The 21,645-nt window shown below is 68.5% G+C and carries 19 protein-coding genes; 7 read left to right on the top strand and 12 right to left on the bottom strand.

The genetic code is table 11. The features are described 5' to 3' along the window. Nucleotides 1–74: 74 nt before the first annotated feature. Nucleotides 75–2,540 carry a penicillin acylase family protein gene (locus tag KCI33_RS02410; protein ID WP_212523156.1) on the top strand — a complete coding sequence of 822 codons (2,466 nt, stop codon included), beginning with the start codon at nucleotides 75–77 and terminating at the stop codon, nucleotides 2,538–2,540. Between the two features lie 66 nt (nucleotides 2,541–2,606). On the opposite strand, the gene hflX is transcribed toward KCI33_RS02410, so the two are convergent. The 9 genes from hflX to dusB form a co-directional block, all read right to left on the bottom strand. Next, on the bottom strand, nucleotides 2,607–3,890 hold the full coding sequence (gene hflX / locus KCI33_RS02405; protein WP_212523371.1) for a GTPase HflX: 1,284 nt from the start codon (nucleotides 3,888–3,890) through the stop codon (nucleotides 2,607–2,609). Beyond that, nucleotides 3,890–4,123, bottom strand: a complete 234-nt coding sequence (gene hfq / locus KCI33_RS02400; protein ID WP_212523155.1) for an RNA chaperone Hfq — start codon at nucleotides 4,121–4,123, stop codon at nucleotides 3,890–3,892. The genes hflX and hfq overlap by 1 nt, the downstream gene beginning before the upstream one ends. A 136-nt stretch (nucleotides 4,124–4,259) precedes the next feature. Continuing rightward, nucleotides 4,260–5,777 carry a TrkH family potassium uptake protein gene (locus KCI33_RS02395; RefSeq protein ID WP_212523154.1) on the bottom strand — a complete coding sequence of 506 codons (1,518 nt, stop codon included), beginning with the start codon at nucleotides 5,775–5,777 and terminating at the stop codon, nucleotides 4,260–4,262. Between the two features lie 6 nt (nucleotides 5,778–5,783). Beyond that, the gene (gene trkA, locus KCI33_RS02390; protein ID WP_212523153.1) at nucleotides 5,784–7,160 is read right to left on the bottom strand and encodes a Trk system potassium transporter TrkA; all 1,377 of its coding nucleotides are present in this window, start codon (nucleotides 7,158–7,160) and stop codon (nucleotides 5,784–5,786) included. A 62-nt stretch (nucleotides 7,161–7,222) separates the two neighbouring features. Next, nucleotides 7,223–8,629 carry a sigma-54 dependent transcriptional regulator gene (locus tag KCI33_RS02385; protein ID WP_212523152.1) on the bottom strand — a complete coding sequence of 469 codons (1,407 nt, stop codon included), beginning with the start codon at nucleotides 8,627–8,629 and terminating at the stop codon, nucleotides 7,223–7,225. Next, nucleotides 8,622–10,892 carry a PAS domain-containing sensor histidine kinase gene (locus KCI33_RS02380; RefSeq protein WP_212523151.1) on the bottom strand — a complete coding sequence of 757 codons (2,271 nt, stop codon included), beginning with the start codon at nucleotides 10,890–10,892 and terminating at the stop codon, nucleotides 8,622–8,624. Before KCI33_RS02380 ends, KCI33_RS02385 begins: the two co-directional genes overlap by 8 nt. Before the next feature lie 98 nt (nucleotides 10,893–10,990). Then, nucleotides 10,991–12,358, bottom strand: a complete 1,368-nt coding sequence (locus tag KCI33_RS02375) for a sigma-54 dependent transcriptional regulator (RefSeq protein WP_212523150.1) — start codon at nucleotides 12,356–12,358, stop codon at nucleotides 10,991–10,993. Next, on the bottom strand, nucleotides 12,358–13,434 hold the full coding sequence (locus tag KCI33_RS02370; protein ID WP_212523149.1) for an ATP-binding protein: 1,077 nt from the start codon (nucleotides 13,432–13,434) through the stop codon (nucleotides 12,358–12,360). Before KCI33_RS02370 ends, KCI33_RS02375 begins: the two co-directional genes overlap by 1 nt. Further along, nucleotides 13,431–14,414: a tRNA dihydrouridine synthase DusB gene (gene dusB, locus KCI33_RS02365; RefSeq protein ID WP_249138869.1), complete on the bottom strand. Its 984-nt coding sequence runs from the start codon at nucleotides 14,412–14,414 to the stop codon at nucleotides 13,431–13,433. Before dusB ends, KCI33_RS02370 begins: the two co-directional genes overlap by 4 nt. A 189-nt stretch (nucleotides 14,415–14,603) precedes the next feature. Here dusB and KCI33_RS02360 point away from each other — a divergent pair, with 189 nt between their 5' ends. The 4 genes from KCI33_RS02360 (at nucleotide 14,604) to KCI33_RS02345 (ending at nucleotide 18,073) form a co-directional block, all read left to right on the top strand. After that, the gene (locus tag KCI33_RS02360) at nucleotides 14,604–15,749 is read left to right on the top strand and encodes a bifunctional 2-C-methyl-D-erythritol 4-phosphate cytidylyltransferase/2-C-methyl-D-erythritol 2,4-cyclodiphosphate synthase (RefSeq protein ID WP_212523147.1); all 1,146 of its coding nucleotides are present in this window, start codon (nucleotides 14,604–14,606) and stop codon (nucleotides 15,747–15,749) included. After that, nucleotides 15,746–16,249, top strand: coding sequence for a phosphatidylglycerophosphatase A (locus tag KCI33_RS02355; protein WP_212523146.1), 504 nt, complete (start codon nucleotides 15,746–15,748; stop codon nucleotides 16,247–16,249). Before KCI33_RS02360 ends, KCI33_RS02355 begins: the two co-directional genes overlap by 4 nt. Further along, on the top strand, nucleotides 16,246–16,725 hold the full coding sequence (locus tag KCI33_RS02350; RefSeq protein ID WP_212523145.1) for a CinA family protein: 480 nt from the start codon (nucleotides 16,246–16,248) through the stop codon (nucleotides 16,723–16,725). Before KCI33_RS02355 ends, KCI33_RS02350 begins: the two co-directional genes overlap by 4 nt. A gap of 169 nt (nucleotides 16,726–16,894) precedes the next feature. Continuing rightward, nucleotides 16,895–18,073: an ammonium transporter gene (locus KCI33_RS02345; RefSeq protein WP_212523144.1), complete on the top strand. Its 1,179-nt coding sequence runs from the start codon at nucleotides 16,895–16,897 to the stop codon at nucleotides 18,071–18,073. 100 nt (nucleotides 18,074–18,173) lie between these two features. Here the strand turns inward: KCI33_RS02345 and KCI33_RS02340 are convergent, their stop codons facing one another. Continuing rightward, on the bottom strand, nucleotides 18,174–18,623 hold the full coding sequence (locus KCI33_RS02340; protein ID WP_212523143.1) for a type II toxin-antitoxin system RatA family toxin: 450 nt from the start codon (nucleotides 18,621–18,623) through the stop codon (nucleotides 18,174–18,176). A 67-nt stretch (nucleotides 18,624–18,690) separates the two neighbouring features. Here KCI33_RS02340 and hpt point away from each other — a divergent pair, with 67 nt between their 5' ends. Together hpt and KCI33_RS02330 are read left to right on the top strand one after the other, a co-directional pair. Continuing rightward, on the top strand, nucleotides 18,691–19,230 hold the full coding sequence (hpt, locus tag KCI33_RS02335; RefSeq protein ID WP_212523142.1) for a hypoxanthine phosphoribosyltransferase: 540 nt from the start codon (nucleotides 18,691–18,693) through the stop codon (nucleotides 19,228–19,230). Next, entirely contained in the window at nucleotides 19,227–19,409 is a 183-nt protein-coding gene (locus KCI33_RS02330) for a hypothetical protein (protein ID WP_212523141.1), read from the top strand. Before hpt ends, KCI33_RS02330 begins: the two co-directional genes overlap by 4 nt. On the opposite strand, the gene KCI33_RS02325 is transcribed toward KCI33_RS02330, so the two are convergent. Together KCI33_RS02325 and lipA are read right to left on the bottom strand one after the other, a co-directional pair. Next, nucleotides 19,406–20,545, bottom strand: coding sequence for an amidohydrolase (locus KCI33_RS02325; protein ID WP_212523140.1), 1,140 nt, complete (start codon nucleotides 20,543–20,545; stop codon nucleotides 19,406–19,408). The genes KCI33_RS02330 and KCI33_RS02325 overlap by 4 nt on opposite strands. After that, the gene (gene lipA / locus KCI33_RS02320) at nucleotides 20,542–21,492 is read right to left on the bottom strand and encodes a lipoyl synthase (protein ID WP_212523139.1); all 951 of its coding nucleotides are present in this window, start codon (nucleotides 21,490–21,492) and stop codon (nucleotides 20,542–20,544) included. The genes KCI33_RS02325 and lipA overlap by 4 nt, the downstream gene beginning before the upstream one ends. Nucleotides 21,493–21,645: the final 153 nt, after the last annotated feature.

Genomic DNA, 21,645 nt, shown 5'->3' with positions numbered 1-21,645 from the left:
CTCCCTTGTCGGTGCTTGCTCTCTGGTTACCTCCTTAGTAACCGATGGGAGCATCCCGTCAATACGAGGGCCCCATGGCAACGCTCTTCCGCTGGCTTCTGCGTCTGTTCACCGCGACTGTCGTGCTGGCGGCGCTGGCGGCCATCGGGGTTTACTACCTGGCGTCGCGCTCGCTGCCGGAATACCAGGCCGCCCACCGGGTCGAGGGCATCAGCGCCCCGGTCGAGATCGTGCGCGATAACGCCAACGTGCCGCATATCTTCGGCGAAAGCGACGCCGACGTGTTCTTCGGCCTCGGCTTCGCCCATGCCCAGGACCGGCTGTGGCAGATGACCATGATGCGGCGCACCGCGCAGGGCCGCCTGTCCGAGATCTTCGGCCCGCGCAGCGCCCGGACCGACGAGTTGATGCGCCGGCTCGACCTCTACGGGCTGGCCACGCAGTCGCTCGCCGCGCAGGACGCGCAGACCCGCGCCGCGCTGGAGGCCTATGCACGCGGCGTGAACGCCTGGATCGCCACCGTCAACGCCGAGGCGATGGGCCGCGGCGCGCCCGAATTCTTCCTGTTCTCGCCCGAGATCGCCCACTGGCAGCCCGCGGATTCGCTCGCGGTGATGAAGCTGATGGCGCTGCAGCTGACTGCGAAGATCGAGGACGAGGTGCTGCGCGCGCGGGTCTCGCTGGCGCTGCCCGAGGCGCGGGTGGCCGACATCCTGCCCGACGCGCCGGGCCAGGGCGTGGCCGCCCTGCCCGACTACGCCCAGCTGATGCCCGGCGTCCCGCGCAGCTTCGCCGCGCTCGACATCGCGGACGACCCGCTCTCGCCCTTCCCGCGGCGCGGCTCGGCCGGGGCCTCCAACGCCTGGGCGGCGGCGCCGTCGCGCTCCGCGGCGGGCGGCACGCTGCTGGCCAATGATCCGCACCTCGGCTTCACCGCGCCCTCGATCTGGTATCTCGCGCGGCTGGAGCTCAGCACCGGGGGCGTGATCGGCGGCACCATTCCGGGGATGCCCGTGGTGCTGGCCGGGCGCAGCGCGCGGCTGGGATGGGGGATCACCTCCTCCTATCTCGACGACCAGGACCTGTTCATCGAGAGGCTCAACCCCGAGGATCCGACGCAATACCTGACCCCGGATGGCTACAAGCCCTTCGAGACCCGCCGTTCGATCATCCGGGTCAAGGATGGCGAGCCGCTGACCATCACCCTGCGCTGGTCCGACAACGGCCCCGTCCTGCCCGGATCGCATTACGACCTGGCCTCGGTCACGCCCAAGGGCCATGTGGCGGCGCTGTCCTGGACGGCGCTGACCGCCGAGGACAGCTCGATGAGCGCGGCGATGGCCTTGATGCGGGCGCATTCGGTCGAGGAGGGGCTGGCCGCCGGCGCAGGATTCGTCGCCCCGGCGCAGAACCTGGTTCTGGTGGACCGCGACAAGATCGCCATGCAGCTGATCGGCGCCATGCCCCGCCGCGACGCCACGCATCAGAGCCAGGGCCGCCTGCCCGCCCCCGGCTGGCTGGCGCAGAACCGCTGGCAAGGCATGCTGGGGTATGCCGCCAACCCGCGCTTCGTCGCGCCCCAGGGCGGGATCCTCGGCAACACCAACAACAAGATCGTCGATCGCCCCTTTCCGCTGCATGTCAGCTTCGACTGGGGCGACACCCAGCGCGTCAACCGCTGGCAGCGCCTGATGCAGAACCGCGAGGTGCACACCCGCGACAGTTTCATCGAGGCGCAGCTCGACACCGTCAGCTTCACCGCCCGCGCCCTGCTGCCGCTGATCGCGCGTGACCTGTGGTTCACCGGCGATCCCGCCCCCGACGGCACGCCCGAGCACCTGCGCCAGCGGGCGCTGGAACTGCTGGCCAACTGGAACGGCGAGATGAACGAGCACATGCCCGAGCCGCTGATCTACGCCACCTGGCTGCGGCATCTGCAGGACCGGCTGATCCGCGACGAACTGGGCCCGCTGGCGCAGGAATTCGTCCATGTCGAGCCGCTGTTCCTGGAGCGCGTCTTCCGCGATGTTGACGGCGCCGCGGCCTGGTGCGACGTGGTGCAGTCGACCGCGAAGGAAAGCTGCACCGACATGGCGCGGGTCGCGCTGGACGAGGCGCTGATCTGGATCGGCGAAAACTACGGCGGCAACCTGGAAACCCTGCGCTGGGGCGAGGCGCACCAGGCCCGCCACGACCACCCGGTGCTGGGCGAGGTGCCGGTGCTGAAATGGCTGGTCAACATCCGGCAATCCACCTCGGGCGGCGACAACACGCTGCAGCGCGGCCTGACCTCGGGCGAGGATCCGACACCCTTTGCCAATGTGCACGGGGCAGGCTATCGCGGGGTCTATGACTTCGCCGATCCCGATAGCTCGGTCTTCGTCATCTCTACGGGGCAGTCGGGCCATCCGCTGTCGCGCCATTACGACGACCTGGGCGAGCTGTGGCGGCGCGGCGAATATATCCCGATGTCGCTCGACCCGGCGCTCGCCCGCGCCGCCGCCGTGGGCGTGACCCGGCTGAAGCCCGCGCAGGACTAGGCGGCACGGCGGCGCCGATTTTTCGCGGAAAAATCGATCGAAATTTCCGCGAAATTTCGGCCCCGGTCAGAGATCGCGGAAGCGTTTTTCCTGCCGCGCGGTCCAGCGCACCGTTACCGCGTAGCCGTCCTCGCCCTGCTCCTCGGCCTCCACCACGCCCTGATCGTAGAGCCAGGCACGCTTGCGCCCCTCGGAGAACCCGAGGGTCAGTTCGCGCGTTATCCGCTCTTCGTCCATCGCCTGGGTGATCGCGCCGAGCAGCGGCTCGATCCCCTCGCCGGTCAGCGCCGAGAGGGCAAAGACATCCTGCTGCCGCGCTGCCTTGAGCTCAAGCGCGGCGCGCGCCTCCTGCGGCAGCCGGTCGATCTTGTTCCAGATCTCGAATTTCGGCCGCTCCGGGTCCACGCCGAGATCGGCCAGGATGCCCTCCACATCCTCGGCCTGCTCTTCGCTGTCGGGATGCGAGATATCGCGCACATGGCAGATCAGATCGGCCTCCAGCACCTCTTCCAGCGTGGCGCGGAAGGCCGCGACCAGCTGCGTCGGCAGGTCCGAGATGAAGCCCACCGTGTCCGACAGGATCACCTTCATGCCCGTGGGCAGCGTCACGCCGCGCATGGTCGGGTCCAGCGTGGCGAAGAGCATGTCCTTGGCCATGACATCGGCCCCGGTCAGCCGGTTGAACAGCGTCGATTTGCCGGCGTTGGTGTAGCCGACCAGCGCCACCACCGGGAACGGCACCTTGCGCCGCGCGGCGCGGTGCAGGTCGCGGGTCTTGACCACCTTGGAGAGCTGCCGGCGCAACCGCGTGATCGCCTCGTCGATGGCGCGGCGGTCGGCCTCGATCTGGGTCTCGCCCGGCCCGCCCACGAATCCCAGGCCGCCGCGCTGGCGCTCCAGATGGGTCCAGGCGCGGACCAGCCGGGTGCGCTGGTAGCTCAGCGCGGCCAGTTCGACCTGCAGCACGCCCTCGCGCGTGCGGGCGCGGTTGGCGAAGATCTCAAGGATCAGGCCGGTCCGGTCGAGGATCTTGACCTTCCATTCCTTTTCCAGGTTGCGCTGCTGGACGGGCGTCACCGGCCCGTCGATCAGCACGAGGTCGACCTCGGCCGCGTCAAAGCGCGCGCCCAGTTCCGCGATCTTGCCCGAGCCGAACAACCATCCGGCGCGCGCCTTGGGCAGGTTCACCACATTGGCGCCGACGACCTCCAGATCGGGCAGCGCGGCGGCGAGGGATACGCCCTCCTCGAGCGCCGGCGCGGCGGCGCGGCGGTCACGGTCGGAGGTGATGTCGGGGTGCAGCACCCAGGCGCGGGTCGCGCGGGGGCTGTGATCTTCGAGGCCCGTGATCAGTCCTCACCTTCGTAGAGGCTGATCGGCTGCGCCGGCATGATGGTCGAGATCGCATGCTTGTAGACAAGCTGCGACTGGCCATCGCGGCGCAGCAGCACACAGAAATTGTCGAACCAGGTGATCACGCCCTGCAGCTTGACCCCGTTGATCAGGAAAATCGTCACCGGAACCTTGGTCTTCCGGACGTGGTTGAGAAATGCGTCCTGCAAATTTTGTTTATCGGCAGCCATTGGTTCTTGCCTTTTTCTTTCGTCTGCCCGACCAAGGGCAGCTGGTTGCGCTTGTGGTTTAGAGTATGAAGCGCCGCAGGCGGAGATTCCAGCCCCAAAAACAGGTCGTTACTCGGTAATTTTCGGCACTGAGGCATTAGTGCCGCCAGAGTTCGGGATTGAGCAGCGCGATGATGGCCAGCGTTTCCAGCCGGCCCAGCACCATGGCCGCCGCGAGGATCATCTTCGCCACGTCGCCCAGCCCGCCATAGAGGATCGGCGTCTCGCCGGCGACCGCGGCCAGCGGCCCGGTGGTCGACATCGCAGAGACCGTCAGCACCATCGCCGCCTCGAATCCCAGCCCGGTCAGCGACAACGCCGCCATCACCACCGCGACGCTCAGCGCGAACAGCATGAAGAACACCCAGGAGATATAGGCGCCGCCGCGACGGATGTGCCGCGCCATCGGACCGGCCCCGCCGACCGACGAGGGGTGGAAGAGCCGCTCCAGCTCGCGCTGGCCATGCTTGTAGAGCGCATAGACGCGCAGCAGCTTGACGCCGCCGGCGGTGGTCGCCACGCCGCCGCCGATCATCGCCAGCCCGACCAGGATCAGCCCCGGCGTCTGCAGCCCCGACCAGTTGCGCATCTCGATCCAGTCGCCCGAGGTGAAACCCGTCGTCGTCAGGAAGGACAGCACCGTGAAAACGCTGCCCCAGAGCGCGCGCAACGCGGCCAGCAGGTTCTGCTGCTCGGCCACCTCGTAGGCGCCGATCCAGTGATGCGCGAACAGCAGCAGCGGCAGCGCGATCACCGCCGCCAGCCCCATGCGGAACTCGCTGTCGCGGACGACGCGGGTGACGGTGGCCGGCTTCAGCCCGTTGGTGAAACTCTGGCGTGAGACCGCGAACACCAGAAAGACGAAGACCATCAGCTCGCCCAGAATGCCCGAGGGAGCGCCCTGCAATCCGCCGACCGGGGAAATACCGCTGGTCGACAGCACCGACATGGCGTGGCAGGCGGCCACGAAGGGCGTGTCGCCGGCCAGGATCAGCAACAGCCACAGCACCCCGGTCAGCCCGACATAGATCGGCATCAGCTGGCCGTTGAAGCGCAGCAGCCGCTCGCGCGGATCGGTCCTGTGCGTCGGCCCCTCGAGCTGGCGCGCGCCTCGGCCCGCGGGCGCGGGCGTGGTCACCTCGAACCCGCCGAGGTTCATCGGCGCGAGCACGGCGATCGCCGTCAGCCAGATGAAATACCCGCCCATCCAGCCCACGATGGCGCGCCACAGATGCACCGTCGGCGCCAGCCGGCCCGGGTCGGGAAACAGCGTGGCGCCGGTGGTGGTCAGGCTCGAGACCATCTCGAAATAGGCGTTGAGGAACCGGGTGTTGCGCACCGCCTCGTGAAACGGCACGGCCAGCATCAGCGGCAGCACCGTGAACACGGCCAGCATCGCCACCAGGTGGCTGCGCGCGAGGTTGCGGGTGCGGCCGTTGTAGCCGGCGATCGCGATCAGCAGCGTCAGGGTCAGGAACAGCGTGCCGGAGTAGAAGAAGCTGCGCGCGGTCAGCCAGTCGCGCACCGCGAGCCCGTGCAGCACCGGCACGAACATGGCCAGCGCGCCGACCCCCATCACGATGGTCACGAGCGAGAGGTTCAGAAGCCTGTGCATCGGTCTTCAGAAGAAGTCGATGGAGACCTGCAGCAGGCGCTCCACCTCGGGCACGTCGGCGGCCAGCGAGAACAGGGCGATCACGTCGCCCTCGTCGATCCGGGTGCCGCCGACGGGCCGGATCACCTTGTCGCCCTTCTGCACCGCGCCGACCAGCACCCCCTCGGGAAAGTCGATCTCGCGGATTGCGCGCCCGGCGATGGGCGAGGTCGACAGCACCTGCGCCTCGATCACCTCGGCCTCGGCGTCGCCGATCGAATAGACGCCGCGCACGCGGCCGTGCCGGATATGGCGCAGGATCGAGCTGACGGTGGTGGCGCGCGGGTTGATATAGGCGTCGATCCCCAGCGGCCGCATCAGCGGCACCAGCGAGGGGTCGTTGACCAGGCAGATCGCCATCGGGCAGCCCATCGCCTTGGCGCGCACCGCGGCCAGCATGTTGGTCTTGTCGTCGTCGGTGACCGCCAGCACCGCGTCGGCGCGCTGGATATTGGCCTCGTGCAACAGGTCGCGGCTCAGCCCGTCGCCATGTAGAACGATGGTGCGCTCCAGCGCGTCGGCGGCGCGTTCGGCGCGGCTGCGGCTTTTCTCGATGACCTTGGCGCGGACCCGCTGCGCCCGCGCCTCCAGCGCCTGCGCCACGGCCAGCCCGACATTGCCGCCGCCGACGACCACCACGCGTTCCTGCTTCTTGGTGGTCTTGCCGAAGATCTCAAGCGTGCGGTCCACGTCGTCGGTGTGGCTGAAGACATAGATCTGGTCGTCGGGGAACAGCTGGTCGCCGGGCTCGGGCGCGAACAGCGTGCCCTCCCGGCGCACGCCGACCACAACCGCCCGCAGGGTCGAGAACAGGTCGGTCAACTGGCGCAGCGGGGTGTTGATCACCGGGCACTCGGCGTCGATGTCGATGCCCAGCAGCTGCGCGCCGCCGCCGAGGAAGCTTTCGGTGTCGAAGGCGGCAGGCGCGGCCAGGCGCTGCAGCGCGGCCTCGGCCACCTCGCGCTCGGGGCTGATCACCACGTCGATCGGCATGTGCTCGCGTCGGTAGAGATCGGAATAGATCGCCGTCAGGTAGGACTGCGAACGCAGCCGGGCGATCTTGCGCGGGATGGCGAAGACCGAATGCGCCACCTGGCAGGTGACCATGTTCACCTCGTCCGAATAGGTGGCCGCGATGATCATGTCGGCGTCGCGCGCGCCGGCGCGCTCCAGGATGTCGGGATAGGAGGCGAAACCCGCGATCCCCTGCACATCCAGCGTGTCCGTGGCCCGGCGCACCAGGTCGGCATCGTTGTCGACCACGGTGACGTCGTTCTTTTCGCTGGCAAGGTGGCGGGCGATCTGCCAACCCACCTGCCCCGCGCCGCATATGATGACCTTCATCGGCTTTTGTTCCCGGCTCGGCTCTTTGGCTCATCCTTCGCAGATGCGCCCCGAGGGGTCAATCAGCCGAGTTTGTCGTCGTCGAGCCGCGCTACCCGGGCGCCGGCCTTGGCGGTGGTGACCACGCCGAGCGATTTCAGCTTTCGGTGCAGGGCGCTGCGCTCCATCCCCACGAAATTGGCGGTGCGGCTGATGTTGCCGCCGAAGCGGTTGATCTGGGTCAGCAGGTATTCGCGCTCGAACAGTTCGCGCGCCTCGCGCAGGGGCAGCGTGGCCAGCCCCCCGGACAGCACGATGCGGCCCTCGTCGGCGGGCTCCTCCTGCTGGGCGGGCAATTCGCGCGCCGAGATCGGGCCGGTGCCCTCGCCCAGGATCAGCACCCGCTCGACCACGTTCTTGAGCTGGCGCACGTTGCCCGGCCAGCGCATCGTCTGCAGCAACGCCGCGGCCTCGTCGCTGATCTCGCGCAGGGGCAGGCCCTGGCTGCGGTTGAACTCGGCGATGAAATGCGCGGCCAGCTCGGGGATGTCCTCGCGCCGGTCCTCCAGCGAGGGCACCGCGATCGGCACCACGTTGAGCCGGTGGTAGAGCTCCTGGCGGAACGTGCCGGCCGCGATCTCCGCCTCCAGGTCGCGCGTCGAGGACGAGATCACCCGCAGGTCCACCCGCACCTTGCCGGTGCCGCCGACGCGCTGGAACTGCTGGTCAACCAGCACCCGCAGGATCTTGGACTGGGTGCCGGACGGCATGTCGGCCACCTCGTCGAAATAGAGAACCCCGCCATGCGCCTGCTCCAGGAGCCCCGGCTCGACCCCGCGCTCGGGGCTTTCGCGGCCGAACAGCACCTCCTCCATGCGCTCAGGCTCGATCGAGGCGGAATTGACCGAGACGAAAGGCGCCGCGGCGCGGTTCGACTGGGCATGGATGAAGCGCGCGGCCATCTCCTTGCCGCTGCCGGCGGGGCCGGTCAGCATCACCCGACCGTTCGATCGCGTGACCTTTTCCAATTGCGATTTCAGTGCCTTGAAGGACGCGCTTGATCCGATCATCTCGGCCATGACGGTCTCGCGGCGGCGCAGGTCGAGGTTCTCGCGGCGCAGCCGGGAGGTTTCCATCGCGCGGCGGATCACCACCAGCAGCTGGTCGATGTTGAAGGGCTTCTCGATGAAGTCATAGGCGCCCTGCTTGATCGCGGCGACCGCGATCTCGATGTTGCCGTGGCCCGAGATGATGATGATCGGGATCTCGGGATTGTCGCGCTTGACCTTGGTCAGGATGTCGATCCCGTCCATCCGGCTGTCCTTGAGCCAGATGTCGAGGATCATCAGCGCCGGCGGCTCGCTGTTGATCTCGGCCATGCAGTCGTCGGAATTGGCCGCCAGCCGGGTGGTATAGCCCTCGTCGCGCAGGATATCGGCGATCAGTTCGCGGATGTCGCGCTCGTCGTCAACGATCAGAATATCACTCATTTTGCACTCTCTCTCCCTCACTCCCGTCGCGCCCGGCCGTTGCCAGCAACGGCAGGCGGATCTCGGCCAGCGCCCCGCAATGGGTGCAGCCGTCGAAGACGGGGGCGTCACGCAACACCAGCGTGCCGCCATGTTCCTCGATAATCTTCTTCACGATGGGCAGGCCCAGCCCTGTGCCCTTGTCGCGCGTGGTGACATAGGGCTCGAACAGTCGCGCGCGGTCCTCGGGCAGGCCGATGCCGTTGTCGGCGACGGTTATCTCGGCCATGCCGCCGGCCACCTTCAGCGCCACGCGGACTTCCGGGGCATATCCCTCAGGTGCGCCTTTTTCGATAAGTGTTTCCGTGGCTTCGCCAGCGTTCTTGATCAGGTTTGTCAGGGCCTGGCTGATCATGGTGGCGTCAAGCTCGGTCATCACCGGCCCGGCCGGCAGGTCCGAGGCGATCCGCACCCCCGGCTGGCCGCTCTCCTGCAGCACCACCGCATCGCGCACCAGCGCGGCCAGATCGCCGGGGCGGCGGTCGGGTTCGGGCATGCGCGCGAATTTGGAGAACTCATCAACAATGCGACGCAAGTCATTGGTTTGCCGCACGATCACGTCTGTATACTGATCCAGGTCCGCGGCCGCCTCCGCATCCATGAGCCGGCCGAACTTGCGCTTGATGCGCTCGGCCGACAGCTGGATCGGGGTCAGCGGGTTCTTGATCTCATGCGCGATGCGCCGCGCCACGTCGCCCCAGGCCGCCATGCGCTGCGCCGAGACCAGATCGGTCACATCGTCGAAGGCCACCACATAGCCCTCCAGCTGCCCGGAGGCGCTGCGCCGCATGGCCATCCGCACCAGCAGGTTCTCCAGCTTGCCGCGGCGGGTAAGCTTCAGCTCCTCCTGCGCGGCCTCGAAGGGGCCGGCACGAAGCCGCTCGAACAGGGGCGTGAACTCCGGCACCGCCGCCTCCAGGGGGCGCTCGTGGTCGCCCGCCTCGTCGAGATCCAGCAGTTGCAGGGCCGAGCGGTTGACGAAGTCGATCCGCCCCTCGGCGTCCAGCCCGATCACCCCCGCCGTGACCGACCCCAGCACCGAGTCGAACAGCCGCCGCCGCCGCTCGATCTGGCGGTTGGTGTCCATCAGCGCGTCGCGCTGTCCCTTGAGCTGCCGGGTCATCTGGTTGAACACGCGGCCCAGCATGGCGATCTCGTCATCGCCCTTTTCCTCGATCACCCGCACGTCGAGGTCGCCCGCCCCGATGCGCTGCGCCGCGCCCGCCAGCCGGCCCACCGGGCGCGACAGGCGCTCGGCGAACCACAGGCCCAGCCAGACCGCGGCGAGGATCAGGATCACCGCGAACCCGAGATAGAGCAGCCCGAATTCGAACAGCAGCCGCCCGCGTTCGCTTTCGAGTTGCTGGTAGAGGCGGACGGTCTCCCGCGTGTCGTCCAGCAGGTTCAGGATCTCGCCATCCACGGTGCGGGAGATATAGAGGAACTTGTCCACATAGGCGTCGAGCAGCAGCAGCGCGCGAAACTCGTTGTTGTCCCAGTCTTCGAGGATCACCACTTCGCCCGCGGCGGCGCGGGCGATCTGGTCGGCCGCGGGGGCCTCGTAATCGAACAGGTAGGAGCGTTCGCCGCGCGCGACGATCTCGGCGCCGCCGTCGATCACATAGGCCTCTTTCAGCCCGCGCTGCACCTGCCCCTGGGCCTGGCTGAGCACCTGTCGCAACTCGCCCTCGGAGAGGAAGAACGTCGCCTGCCGTGCGATGTTGAGATAGCCGGCCAGCACGCGCGCGTCCTTTTCCAGGTCGCGGCGGTGTTCCTCCTCATAGGCTTCCGCCGCGGCGAGCGAGGTGCTCAGCACCGTGCGCACCCGGTCGGAGAACCAGCCTTCGAGGCCGATGTTCACCGTCAGGCCGGCGAAGACCGCGACCAGGACCGTCGGGATCAGCGCCAGCAGCGCGAACACCCCGGTCAACCGCAGGTGCAGCCGCGACCCGGCCGAACGGCGCCGCCGCGCGGCGATCATCTGCGCCACCCGCTGCGTCACCAGCGCGGCGACCACAAGGGCATAAACGAGATCGGTGAGAAGGATCAGCCGCAGCCACAGGGAGCTCGCCCCCTGATCGAGCGGCCCGAGCAGCAGAAGGGTGGCAATGGCCAGTACCGGGCCAAGGATCACCACGCCCAGAGCCGTGGCATTCTGAACACGCCGCTGGCGACGCAGTCGCGCCACGCGTTCCCATGTTGCGCTTCGCGCGGGGCTGAGCACCGCCGGCCTCTTTTCGTTGCGCCGCTGTCTCGCGGCTTACCGCCTTGTGCTGCGGCGCCCCGAAAGCCTGACACCGAAGCGCCACAGATGTTGCCTTTTTACATCAACTTCCGGCGGCGTGTCACGCGAATATCCAGATCGGTGATCTTCTTGCGCAAAGTATTGCGATTGATGCCCAGCAGGTCGGCGCATTTCGCCTGGTTGCCGCCGGTGGCGTCCAGCGCGATCTCGATCAGCGGCAGCTCCACCTCGCGCAGGATGCGCTGATAGAGGCCCGGCGGCGGCAGCACGCCGCCATGCAGATCGAAATAGCGGCGCAGGTGCTTGGCCACAGAGGCCGAGAGCTTCTCGCCGTCGCCGCCGCCGACCAGCGGCTCGATCTCGGGCTGGTTGCCCAGCACCTGCTCGACCTCGGCGCGGGTGATCACCTCTTCGGAATTGGTGACCACCAGCCGGCGCACGGTGTTTTCCAGCTGGCGCACGTTGCCGGGCCAGGAATAGGCGCGCACCAGGTCCATCGCGTCCTCGGCGAAGCGGCGCAGCGGCAGGCCGTCGCGCTCGGCGCGGGCGAGGAAATGATCGGCCAGCAGCGGGATGTCGTCGACCCGTTCGCGCAAGGAGGGCACCGCGATGGTGACCCCGCCGAGGCGGTAGAACAGGTCCTGCCGGAACGCTCCCGCCTCCATCCGCCGCATCAGGTCGGTCTGGCTGGAGGCCATCACCCGCGGCGCGTTGTCGCCCAGACCGTCGAGCATCCGCACGATGCGCGCCTGCGCCTCGTCGTGCAGGTCCGACACCTCGTCGAACAGGATCGAGCCGCCGCGCGCCCGCGCCAGCAGCGTCGAGGGGCCGTCCATCCCCTCCAACTCGCCGGCGGTGGCGGTGACGAAGGGCAAGGTGCGGCGGTCCGAGAAATCGTGGATCGCGCGCGCGATCAGCGATTTGCCGGTGCCGCTCTCGCCGGTGATCAGAACCGGCAGATCGGTATTCATCACCCGCGCCACCAGCCGGTAGAGCGCCTGCATCTGCGGTGTGCGCCCGACCAGCGGCAGGTCGTCATTGGCCTCGCCCGCGCCGGCCTGCCGCGGGGCGGGCGCGCGGCGCTTGGTCTCCAGCGCGCGGGCGGCGCGCTTCATCAGGTCGGGCAGGTCGAAGGGTTTGGGCAGGTAATCATAGGCCTCGGCCTCGGCGGCCTGGATGGCGGTCATGATCGTGTTCTGCGCCGAGATCACGATCACCGGCAGTCCGGGGCGCATCTCGCCGATCCTGGGCAGCGCCTCCAGACCGTTGCCGTCGGGCATGACCACATCCGAGATCACCAGGTCGCCCTTGCCCTCCTCGACCCAGCGCATCAGCGTCATCAGCGACGAGGTTGCGTGCACCTTGCAGCCCGCGCGCGTCAGCGCCTGGGTCAGAACCGTGCGGATCGTGCGGTCGTCATCGGCGACCAGAACCGTGCCATCCATCAGTCATCCTCCGTGGGTTTCGGCGCCACCGGCAGCGAGATGCGGAACACGGTGCGCCCGGGCACCGAATCCACCGCGATCCAGGCGTCGTGGTCCGAGATGATCTTTGACACCAGGGCCAGCCCCAGCCCGGTGCCGTTCTCGCGCCCAGAGACGAAGGGCTCGAAAATGTCGCCGGCGATCTCGGGCGGCAGGCCGGGACCGTCGTCGATGATTTCCACCTGCAGCGGCAGCGGCCGGTCCGAGCCGTCGGTCGCGCGCAGCCGCAGCGACTGGTCGTAGAAGGTGTGCAGCCGGATCGTGCCGCCGCCCTTCTCGGCCGCCTCGGCGGCGTTTTTCAGCAGGTTCAGAAAGACCTGCAGGAACTGGTCGCCATCGACCCAGGTCGGCGGCAGCGAGGGGTCGTAATCCTCGACGATCTGCATCTCGGCGGCGAAACCCACCAGCGCGGATTTCCGCGCGCGGTCCAGCAGGTCGTGGATGTTGACCGGCCTGCGCTCGGGCGGGCGCAGGTTGCCGAACTGCTCCACCTGCTCCAGCAGCTTCACGATGCGGCGGCTCTCGGCGACGATCAGGTCGGTCAGCTCCTGATCCTCGGGCGTCAGGTTCATCGACAGAAGCTGCGCCGCCCCGGTGATGCCCGCCAGCGGGTTCTTGATCTCATGGGCCAGCATCTCGGCCATGCCGATCGCGGATTTGGCCGCGGTTTTCGAGGAATGCGCGCGGCCCAGGCGTCCGGCGATCTCGCGCGGGGAGACCAGCAGCAGCAGCTTGTCCGGCGCGTCGCTCAGCGGGGCGATCTGGAGGTTGCACAACACCGGCGCGCGCTGCCCCGAGCTGACATCGACATCGTTGATGAACAGCTCGGAGTGGTTCTCGCGCACCCGGGCGAAGGCCTCGTCCAGCGGCGCGTCCACCGCCAGCCGGTCCCAGACCGGCACACCCTGCAGCGCCCGGATCGAGGCGTTGACGAAGGTCTCTGCCGCGGGATTGATCTCGTCGATCCGGTCCTGCGGGTCGAGGATGAAGGCCGGGATCGGCAGCGAGGACCAGATCCGATCGTGCTGCACGGTCATGCCGCGATCCTTTCCTTGCAGGACAGCGCGCCGGGCAGCAGCGCCAGAACCCGGCGCGGGTCGCGCTCGGTCAGGACGGCGCGGCGCGATCCGGGCGGGGTGCCGGCCTCGTCCATGTACCAGCCCAGGTGCTTGCGCGCGACGCGGAGGCCCAGGGCCGCGCCGTAAAAGGACAGCATCGCCTCGTAATGCCCCGCCACCATGTCGGTCAGCGCCGCGCCCTGCGGCACCTGAGGCGCGGGCACGCCGCAAAGCGCCGCCGCGATCTGGGCCAGCAGCCATGGCCGCCCCTGCGCGCCGCGCCCGACCATCACGCCGTCGGCGCCCGAAAGCTCCAGCGCGACGCGGGCCGAGCCTGCGTCCACGATGTCGCCATTGGCGATGACCGGGATCGAGACCGCCGCCTTGACCTTCGCGATCGCCGCCCAGTCGGCGCGGCCCTTGTAGAACTGGCAGCGCGTGCGCCCGTGGATGGTGATCATCCGCACCCCCGCCCCCTCGGCCCGGCGGGCGAGTTCCGGCGCGTTCAGCAGGCCCTCGTCCCAGCCCAGCCGGGTCTTCAGCGTCACCGGCACCGACACCGCGCCCGCCACCGCCTCGATCAGGCCCAGCGCGTGGTCGAGGTCGCGCATCAGCGCCGAGCCGGAATAGCCGTTGACCACCTTCTTGGCCGGGCAGCCCATGTTGATGTCGATCAGCCGCGCGCCATTGGCCTCGACCATGCGGGCGGCCTCGGCCATCCAATGCGCGTCGCGCCCGGCGAGTTGCACGGCGGTGTTTTCGAGGCCATAGCCCAGTTCGGCGCGCTCGCGCACGCCGGGCTTGGCCTGCACCATCTCCTGGCTCGCCACCATCTCGGAGACCACCAGTCCGGCCCCGAAGGAGGCCACGAGGTCGCGGAACGGCAGGTCGGTGATCCCCGCCAGCGGGGCGAGAAAGACCGGCGGGTCGAGCGCGATATCTGCCAATTGAATGGCCAAATGCCTAATCCTTGTGCAGTTTCCCATCTGAGCTAATCGCCCCGACGCGAAAAGGCAATCGCGCATGTGGCGCGAAATGCGGCAGAAACGCATTTTGACCAAAATTTGGGCACAGCCCGGGGGCAAACTGCGCCATTGCCCCTTGGACCGGCACGTCATACACGGAAATGAGGCAAGAAGAGAGGTCCGATGAAGAGCGCCGCCATCATCGTCGCCGCCGGGCGCGGCACCCGCGCGGGCGGGGAGATTCCAAAGCAATACCGCGCGGTTGGGGGCCAGGCTGTGCTGGCCCGCGCGGTCTCCGCCTTTGCCGATCACCCGCGGATCGGCCAGATCGTGGTGGTCCGCCACCCCGACGATGCCGACCTGTTCTGCGACTGCCTCGGCGATCTGGCCGACCGACTGACCGTGGTCGAGGGCGGCGCGACGCGCGACGCCTCGGTGCTGGCCGGTCTGGCCGCGGTCGAGGCGGCTGAAACCGTGCTGATCCACGACGGCGCGCGCCCGCTGGTCAGCGCCGATCTGATCGACCGGGTGCTCGACGCGCTGGCCGAGCACCGCGGCGCCGCCCCCGCCCTGCCCGTCACCGACGCGCTGTGGCGCGGCGCCGGCGGCCGCGTGGTCGCCCCGCATCCGCGCACCGGGCTTTACCGCGCGCAGACCCCGCAGGGCTTTCACCTCGACGCGATCCGCAGCGCCCACGCCATCCACGGCGCGGGCGCGGCCGACGATGTCGAGGTGGCACTGGCCCACGGGGTTGACGTTGCCATCGTCGAGGGCGAAGAGGACAACATCAAGATCACCCTCCCCGGCGATTTCGACCGCGCGGCCCGCATCCTTCAGGAGAGAGATGGCATGGATATCCGCACCGGAAACGGCTTCGACGTGCATGCGTTCGAGGCCGGCGAGGCGGTGGTTCTCTGCGGGATCAAGATCCCGCACAGCCACCGGCTGAAGGGCCACTCCGACGCCGATGTCGGCATGCACGCGCTGACCGACGCCATCTACGGCGCGCTGGCGCTGGGCGATATCGGCCAGCATTTCCCGCCCTCCGACCCGCAATGGAAGGGCGCTGCCAGTCACATCTTCCTCGAACACGCGATGGAACAGGTCCGCGCGGCGGGCTTCACCCTCAGCCATGCCGACGTCACCCTGATCTGTGAGCGCCCCAGGATCGGCCCGCACGCCCAGGCAATGCGTGCCGCGCTGTCCGCGATCATGGGCGTCGCGGAGGAGCGCATCAGCGTCAAGGCCACCACCTCGGAAAAGCTGGGATTCACCGGCCGCGAGGAAGGCATCGCCGCCCTGGCCACCGCAACCCTGGTGAAAGCATGAACATCCGCATTCTGACCACCGTCTTTTACGTCGGCACGCTGCGCCCGGCCTCCGGCACCTGGGGCTCGGCCGCGGCGGTGGCGCTGGGGCTGCTGATCCACGGGCTGGGCGGCTTCCCGCTGCTGGCGCTGGCCACCGTCGCCGTCACCGCGCTTGGCTTCTGGTCCGTCGCGCGCGACATGGCCACCCGCGAGGCCTCCGACACCGACCCGTCCGAGATCGTGATCGACGAGGTGGCCGGGCAATGGCTGGCCCTGCTGGCGCCCTCGCTGGGGTTCTGGATGGCCGGGCTGGACAGCTGGAACTTCCCCTGGCCGGGCTGGGTCGGGGCCTTCGTTCTGTTCCGCCTGTTCGACATCTGGAAGCCCTGGCTGGTCGGCCGCGCCGACCGAATGGGCGGCACGGTCGGCGTGATGCTGGATGACCTGATCGCCGGCCTCTTTGCCGGGATCGGCGTGTTTCTGGCGGCGGGGCTGTATCACGGGGTGATCATGGCATGACTCTTGATCCGGCCGGCACATTGATCGCGACCGCCCGCGAAAAGGGCGTGACGATCGCCACTGCCGAAAGCTGCACCGGCGGGTTGATCGCCGGCGCGCTGACCGAGGTGCCGGGCTCCTCGCATGTCTTCGACCGCGGCTTCGTGACCTATTCCAACCTCTCCAAGCAGGAGATGCTGGGGGTGCGGCCCGGCACGCTGGAGGCCCACGGCGCGGTCTCTGAAGAGACAGCCCGCGAGATGGCCGAGGGCGCGCTGTCGCATTCGCAGGCCGGGCTGGCCGTCGCCGTCACCGGCATCGCCGGGCCCGGCGGCTCACATCACAAGCCGGAGGGACGCGTCTGTTTCGGCCTGGCCGCGCACGGCGCGCCGAGTCGCAGCGAGACCGTCGAATTCGGCGCCATAGGCCGGTCGAACGTGCGCCGCGCCACGGTCGAGCACGCGCTGAAGCTGCTTCTGGACGCGCTGAGATCCTAGGCATCGCCCGCCCGCAAATCAGGCAAACCCACAAAACATCCGCCACTTTTTTGGGCGTTTCGCAAAACGCCCGGGCGTTGGGCCCGTTTTTCGCCCATTGCCCCTTTTTTTTGCGCCCGCCAGCGGCTCTTTCGCCTCCAACACCAAGAAAAAGGGAAAGGAAGGGGAAATGAACGGGGCCGATACCGCCTGGATCATCGTCGCAACGGCGCTGGTGCTATTCATGACTTTGCCGGGGCTCGCGCTGTTCTACGGCGGGCTTGTGCGCGCGCGCAACGTGCTGAGCGTCTTCATGCATGTCTATGCCATCGCCTGCCTGATGAGCGTGCTCTGGCTCGCCGCGGGCTACACGGTCGCCTTCGGCGACGGGGGCGCCTGGTGGGGCGGGTTGGGCAAGGCGTTCCTGCGCGGCGTCGATGCCGACAGCCTCAGCGGCACCCTGCCCGAGGTGCTGTTCTTCGCCTTCCAGATGACCTTCGCCATCATCACCCCCGCGCTGATCGTCGGCGCCTATGTCGAACGCATCGGCTTCGGCTTCGTGCTGCTGTTCTCGGGGCTGTGGATGCTGCTGTGCTACGCTCCGGTCGTGCACTGGATCTGGGGCGGCGGATTCCTTGCCGATGGCGGGATCTTCGGCGCGACTGGCGTCCGGGACTTCGCCGGCGGCATCGTGGTGCATGAGACCGCCGGCCTCGCCGCGATCCTGCTGGCCGTGGTGCTGGGCCCGCGGCGCAACAAGACCACGCCGCCGCATGCACCGGGCTTCGTGATGATCGGCGCGGCGATGCTGTGGGTGGGCTGGTTCGGCTTCAACGGCGGCTCGCAGCTCGCCGCCGACGGCGGCGCGGCGCTGGCGCTGACCGTCACCCATATCTCGGCGGCCACCGCCTCGCTCAGCTGGGCGCTGTGGGAAAAGGTCAAATACGGCAAGGCGTCCCTCGTGGGCCTCGTCACCGGCACCATCGCAGGCCTCGCCTCGATCACGCCCGCCTCCGGCTTCGTCGGCCCGGTCGAAGCGCTGATCATCGGCGCCATCGCCGGCGTGCTGTGCCAGGAGGCGGTGAACCTGGTGCGCAACCGACTGCATATCGACGACACGCTCGACGTCTTCGCGGTGCATGGCGTGGGCGGAATCTTCGGCACGATCATGATCGCGGTGCTCGGCGCGGGCAGCTGGGCCGCCCAGCTGGGTGGGCTGGCCGTGGTCGGCGTCTTCACCGTGGTCGTCACCTATGCGTTGATCAAGCTCTGTGCGCTGGTCACGCCGCTGCGCGTCGACCAGGAGACCGAGGTCGGCGGCCTCGACCTCAACGTGCATGGCGAACGCGCCTACGACATCATGTCGTGACCCCATCGCGGCCCGGCGCGCGCGCGTTCCGGGCCGCCCCCCGTTCTTCTTGGCGAAAATACTCCCGCCGGAGGCACAGGCGTTTTCCGGCGCGCCGCGCTCAGCCGTAGAGCGCCTCCGCCCGCGCCTCGAACGCCTTGACAACGCGCTGCATCGCCTCGTGGAACACCACGCCGATCACCTTTTGCAGCACCGCGTTCTTGAATTCGAAATCGACGAAGAACGCGACCTCGCAGCCGCCCTCGTCGAGATCGCGAAAGCTCCAGTTCGACTTCAGGAACCTGAACGGCCCGTCCAGGTATTCGGTGTCGATCCGGCGCTGATCGGGCCACAGGGTCACCCGGCTGCCGAAGCGTTCGCGGAACACCTTGAACGAGATCACCAGGTCGGCCTCCATCACCTCGCCGCCGCCCGCGATGGGCGCGCGCGAACGGATGCGGGCGGCCGCGGTCCAGGGCAGGAATTTCGGGTAGGACGCCACGTCGGCCACCAACTCGTACATCTGGGCGGCGGTATAGGGCAGTCTGCGGGTCTCTGAATGGGTCGGCATGGCCTGCGTTTCTTGTTAACAGTGGGCGTGGTTTCGGCTACGAACCACGGAAAATCAAGGGGTGGCCATGACACAGGGACCTTATGTCATCGACGAGATGATATCGGCCAAGGCCATCGCGGCCCGGGTCGAGGCGCTGGCGCACCAGATCCACGACCATTTCGCCGATACCGACAAGCTGGTGGTGGTGGGGCTGCTGCGGGGCTCCTTCGTGTTCATCGCCGATCTGGTGCGCGAGCTGCACCTGCCGGTCGAGGTCGATTTCCTCGAGGCCTCCTCCTACGGCAACGCCACCGAAAGCTCGCGCGAGGTGCGAATCCTCAAGGACCTGCGCGGCGAGATCGAGGGGCGCGACGTGCTGGTGGTCGAGGATATCGTCGATACCGGCTACACGCTGAAACATGTGCTGCACCTGCTGGGCGGGCGCAACCCGCGGCGGCTGAAGGTCTGCGCGCTGCTCGACAAGCCGTCGCGCCGCGAGGTGCTGGTCAGCGCCGACTGGGTGGGGTTCGAGATCCCCGACGAATTCGTCGTGGGCTATGGCATCGACTACGCCCAGCACAACCGCAACCTGCCCTATATCGGCAAGGTGAGGTTCACCGGATGAGCATGCGCTGGCTGCTGCGCGCGTCCCGCTGGGCGCGCAACCCGCCCAGCGAAAAACGGGTGAAGCTGGTGCTCGGGGTGGTCGCGCTCTGCCTGCTGCTGGTCGCACTGGAGCGGTTTTTCGGCTGGCCCGACTGGCTGACGCTGGAGGGCACGCCGCGCGGGCGGATCGCGCGCTAACCCAGCAGTTGCCGGATCGCCCGGCGGAAGATGCCCGCGCCGATCGGGATCAGCGCGTCGGGGAAATCGTAATCGGGATTGTGCAGTTGCGGCTGCCCCTCGCCCGCGCCCAGCCAGAACATCGCGGCCTTCGCGCCCATGCCGAAGCGGCCGAAATCCTCGGACCAGCGCTGCGGCCCATCCGCGGGCTGCCACGGCGTCTGTTCGGCGATGAGCGCCCGTTCCAGCGCGGCCACGGCCTCGGGGTGGTTGGTGCTGGCGTCGAAGATGTCGTCATATCCGATCTCGACCTTCAGCCCCTCGACCCCGGCCTCGCGCCGCACCAGCGCCTCGGCCGCGGCGCAGAGGGCCTGCATCCGCGCGTCGGTCACGGTGCGCAGCGTGGCCCAGATCTCGCCCGCGCCCGGCGCGACGCCGAATGTGGCCTCGCCCAGCCGCGCATGGGTCAGGGTCACCTGCGCGAAACCTTCGTCCAGCGTCCCGCCCGGCCCCAGCGCCACCAGCCCCGGCATCAGCCGCGCCATCACCTGCATGGGCGAAATGCCGTCCTGAGGCGCTGCGGCGTGCGACGTCCTTCCCGCCAGCCGCACCCGCATCCCGCGCGAGGCGCAGTTGGCCGCGCCGCGGCACAGGCGCACCTCGCCCAGCGGCAGTCCGGGCGTGTTGTGCAAGGCGAAGGCGTAGTCGGGGGCAAGCACGGCGAAGCGCGGGTCGCCCAGCACCGCGCGCGCGCCCTTGCCGGTTTCCTCGGCGGGCTGGAACAGCAGCACGACGCGGCCGCACGCGGGGCGCTCCCGCAGATCCTCGGCCAGTGCCGCGACCATGGCCATGTGGCCGTCGTGGCCGCACAGATGCCCCCTGCCCGGCACGGCGGAGCGGTGATCGGCGTCGGAGATCTCCTCGATCGGCAGCGCGTCCAACTCGGCCCGGATCAGCACTGTCGGGCCGGCCGCCGCGCCCGCGAACACCGCCGCGACGCCGTGACCGCCGAGCCCGGTCAGCAGCGCGTCGGGGTGATGTTGCGCGAGAAACTCGGCGATTCTCGCGGCGGTCGCCGCCTCTTCGCCCGAAAGCTCGGGACAACGGTGCAGCTCATGGCGCAGGGCCGCCAGCCGCGCCCGCCGCTCCGGCGTCATGCCTGGCCGAGCTTCTTCATCCGCGCCGCGCGCAGGCGCGCGAAATCGTCGCCCGCATGATAGGAGGAGCGCGTCAGCGGCGTAGCCGAGACCATCAGGAAGCCCTTGCCATAGGCGGCCTTCTCATAGGCCGCGAATTCCTCGGGGGTGACGAAGCGATCCACCCGGTGATGCTTGGGCGTGGGTTGCAGATACTGGCCGATGGTCAGGAAATCGATATCCGCCGCGCGCATGTCGTCCATCACCTGCAGCACCCCCTGCCGGTCCTCGCCGAGGCCCACCATGATGCCCGACTTGGTGAACATCGAGGGGTCGATCTCCTTGACCCGCTGGAGCAGCCGCAGCGAGTGGAAATAGCGCGCGCCGGGCCGCACCTCGGGGTAAAGCCCCGGCACGGTTTCGAGGTTGTGGTTGAACACGTCCGGTTTCGCCGCGACCACGACCTCCAGCGCCTCGGGGCCGCATTTCAGGAAGTCGGGCGTCAGGATCTCGATCGTGGTCGTCGGCGAGCGGTGGCGCACGGCGCGGATGGTCTGGGCGAAATGCTCGGCCCCGCCATCGGCGACATCGTCGCGGTCCACGGAGGTGATGACCACATGTTTCAGCCCCAGCTTGGCCACCGCGTCGGCGACCCGGCCCGGCTCGAACGCGTCCAGCACGTCCGGCTTGCCGGTGGCCACGTTGCAGAAGGTGCAGCCGCGGGTGCAGATCTCGCCCATGATCATCATGGTGGCGTGGCCCTGGCTCCAGCATTCGCCGGCGTTGGGGCACCCGGCCTCCTCGCAGACGGTCACCAGGTTATGCTCGCGCATGATCTTGTGGGTTTCCTGATAGCCCGTGCCGCTGGGCGCCTTGACGCGGATCCAGCTGGGCTTGCGCGGCTGCGCGTTGTCGGGGCGGTGCGCCTTTTCGGGGTGGCGTTCGGACGGAATTTTCAGATCACGCATGGCGGGTTCCTCGTTTCGCGCCCCTGTATAGAAGACTCCGCGCCCGGAACCAATGCCCCTTCTCCGGATGCAAACCGGCTTTGCGCTTCTCGCGGGGCATTTTCGCGGATCGGCGGCGGCTTTGCCATTGGCAACGATCTGGAATTCTTCTAA

The sequence above is a fragment of the Actibacterium sp. MT2.3-13A genome (assembly GCF_018139985.1).
Lineage (GTDB): Bacteria > Pseudomonadota > Alphaproteobacteria > Rhodobacterales > Rhodobacteraceae > JAGSOU01.
The sequence above is the reverse complement of the archived record's forward strand: the minus strand, read 5'-3'. Positions and strand labels throughout refer to the sequence as shown.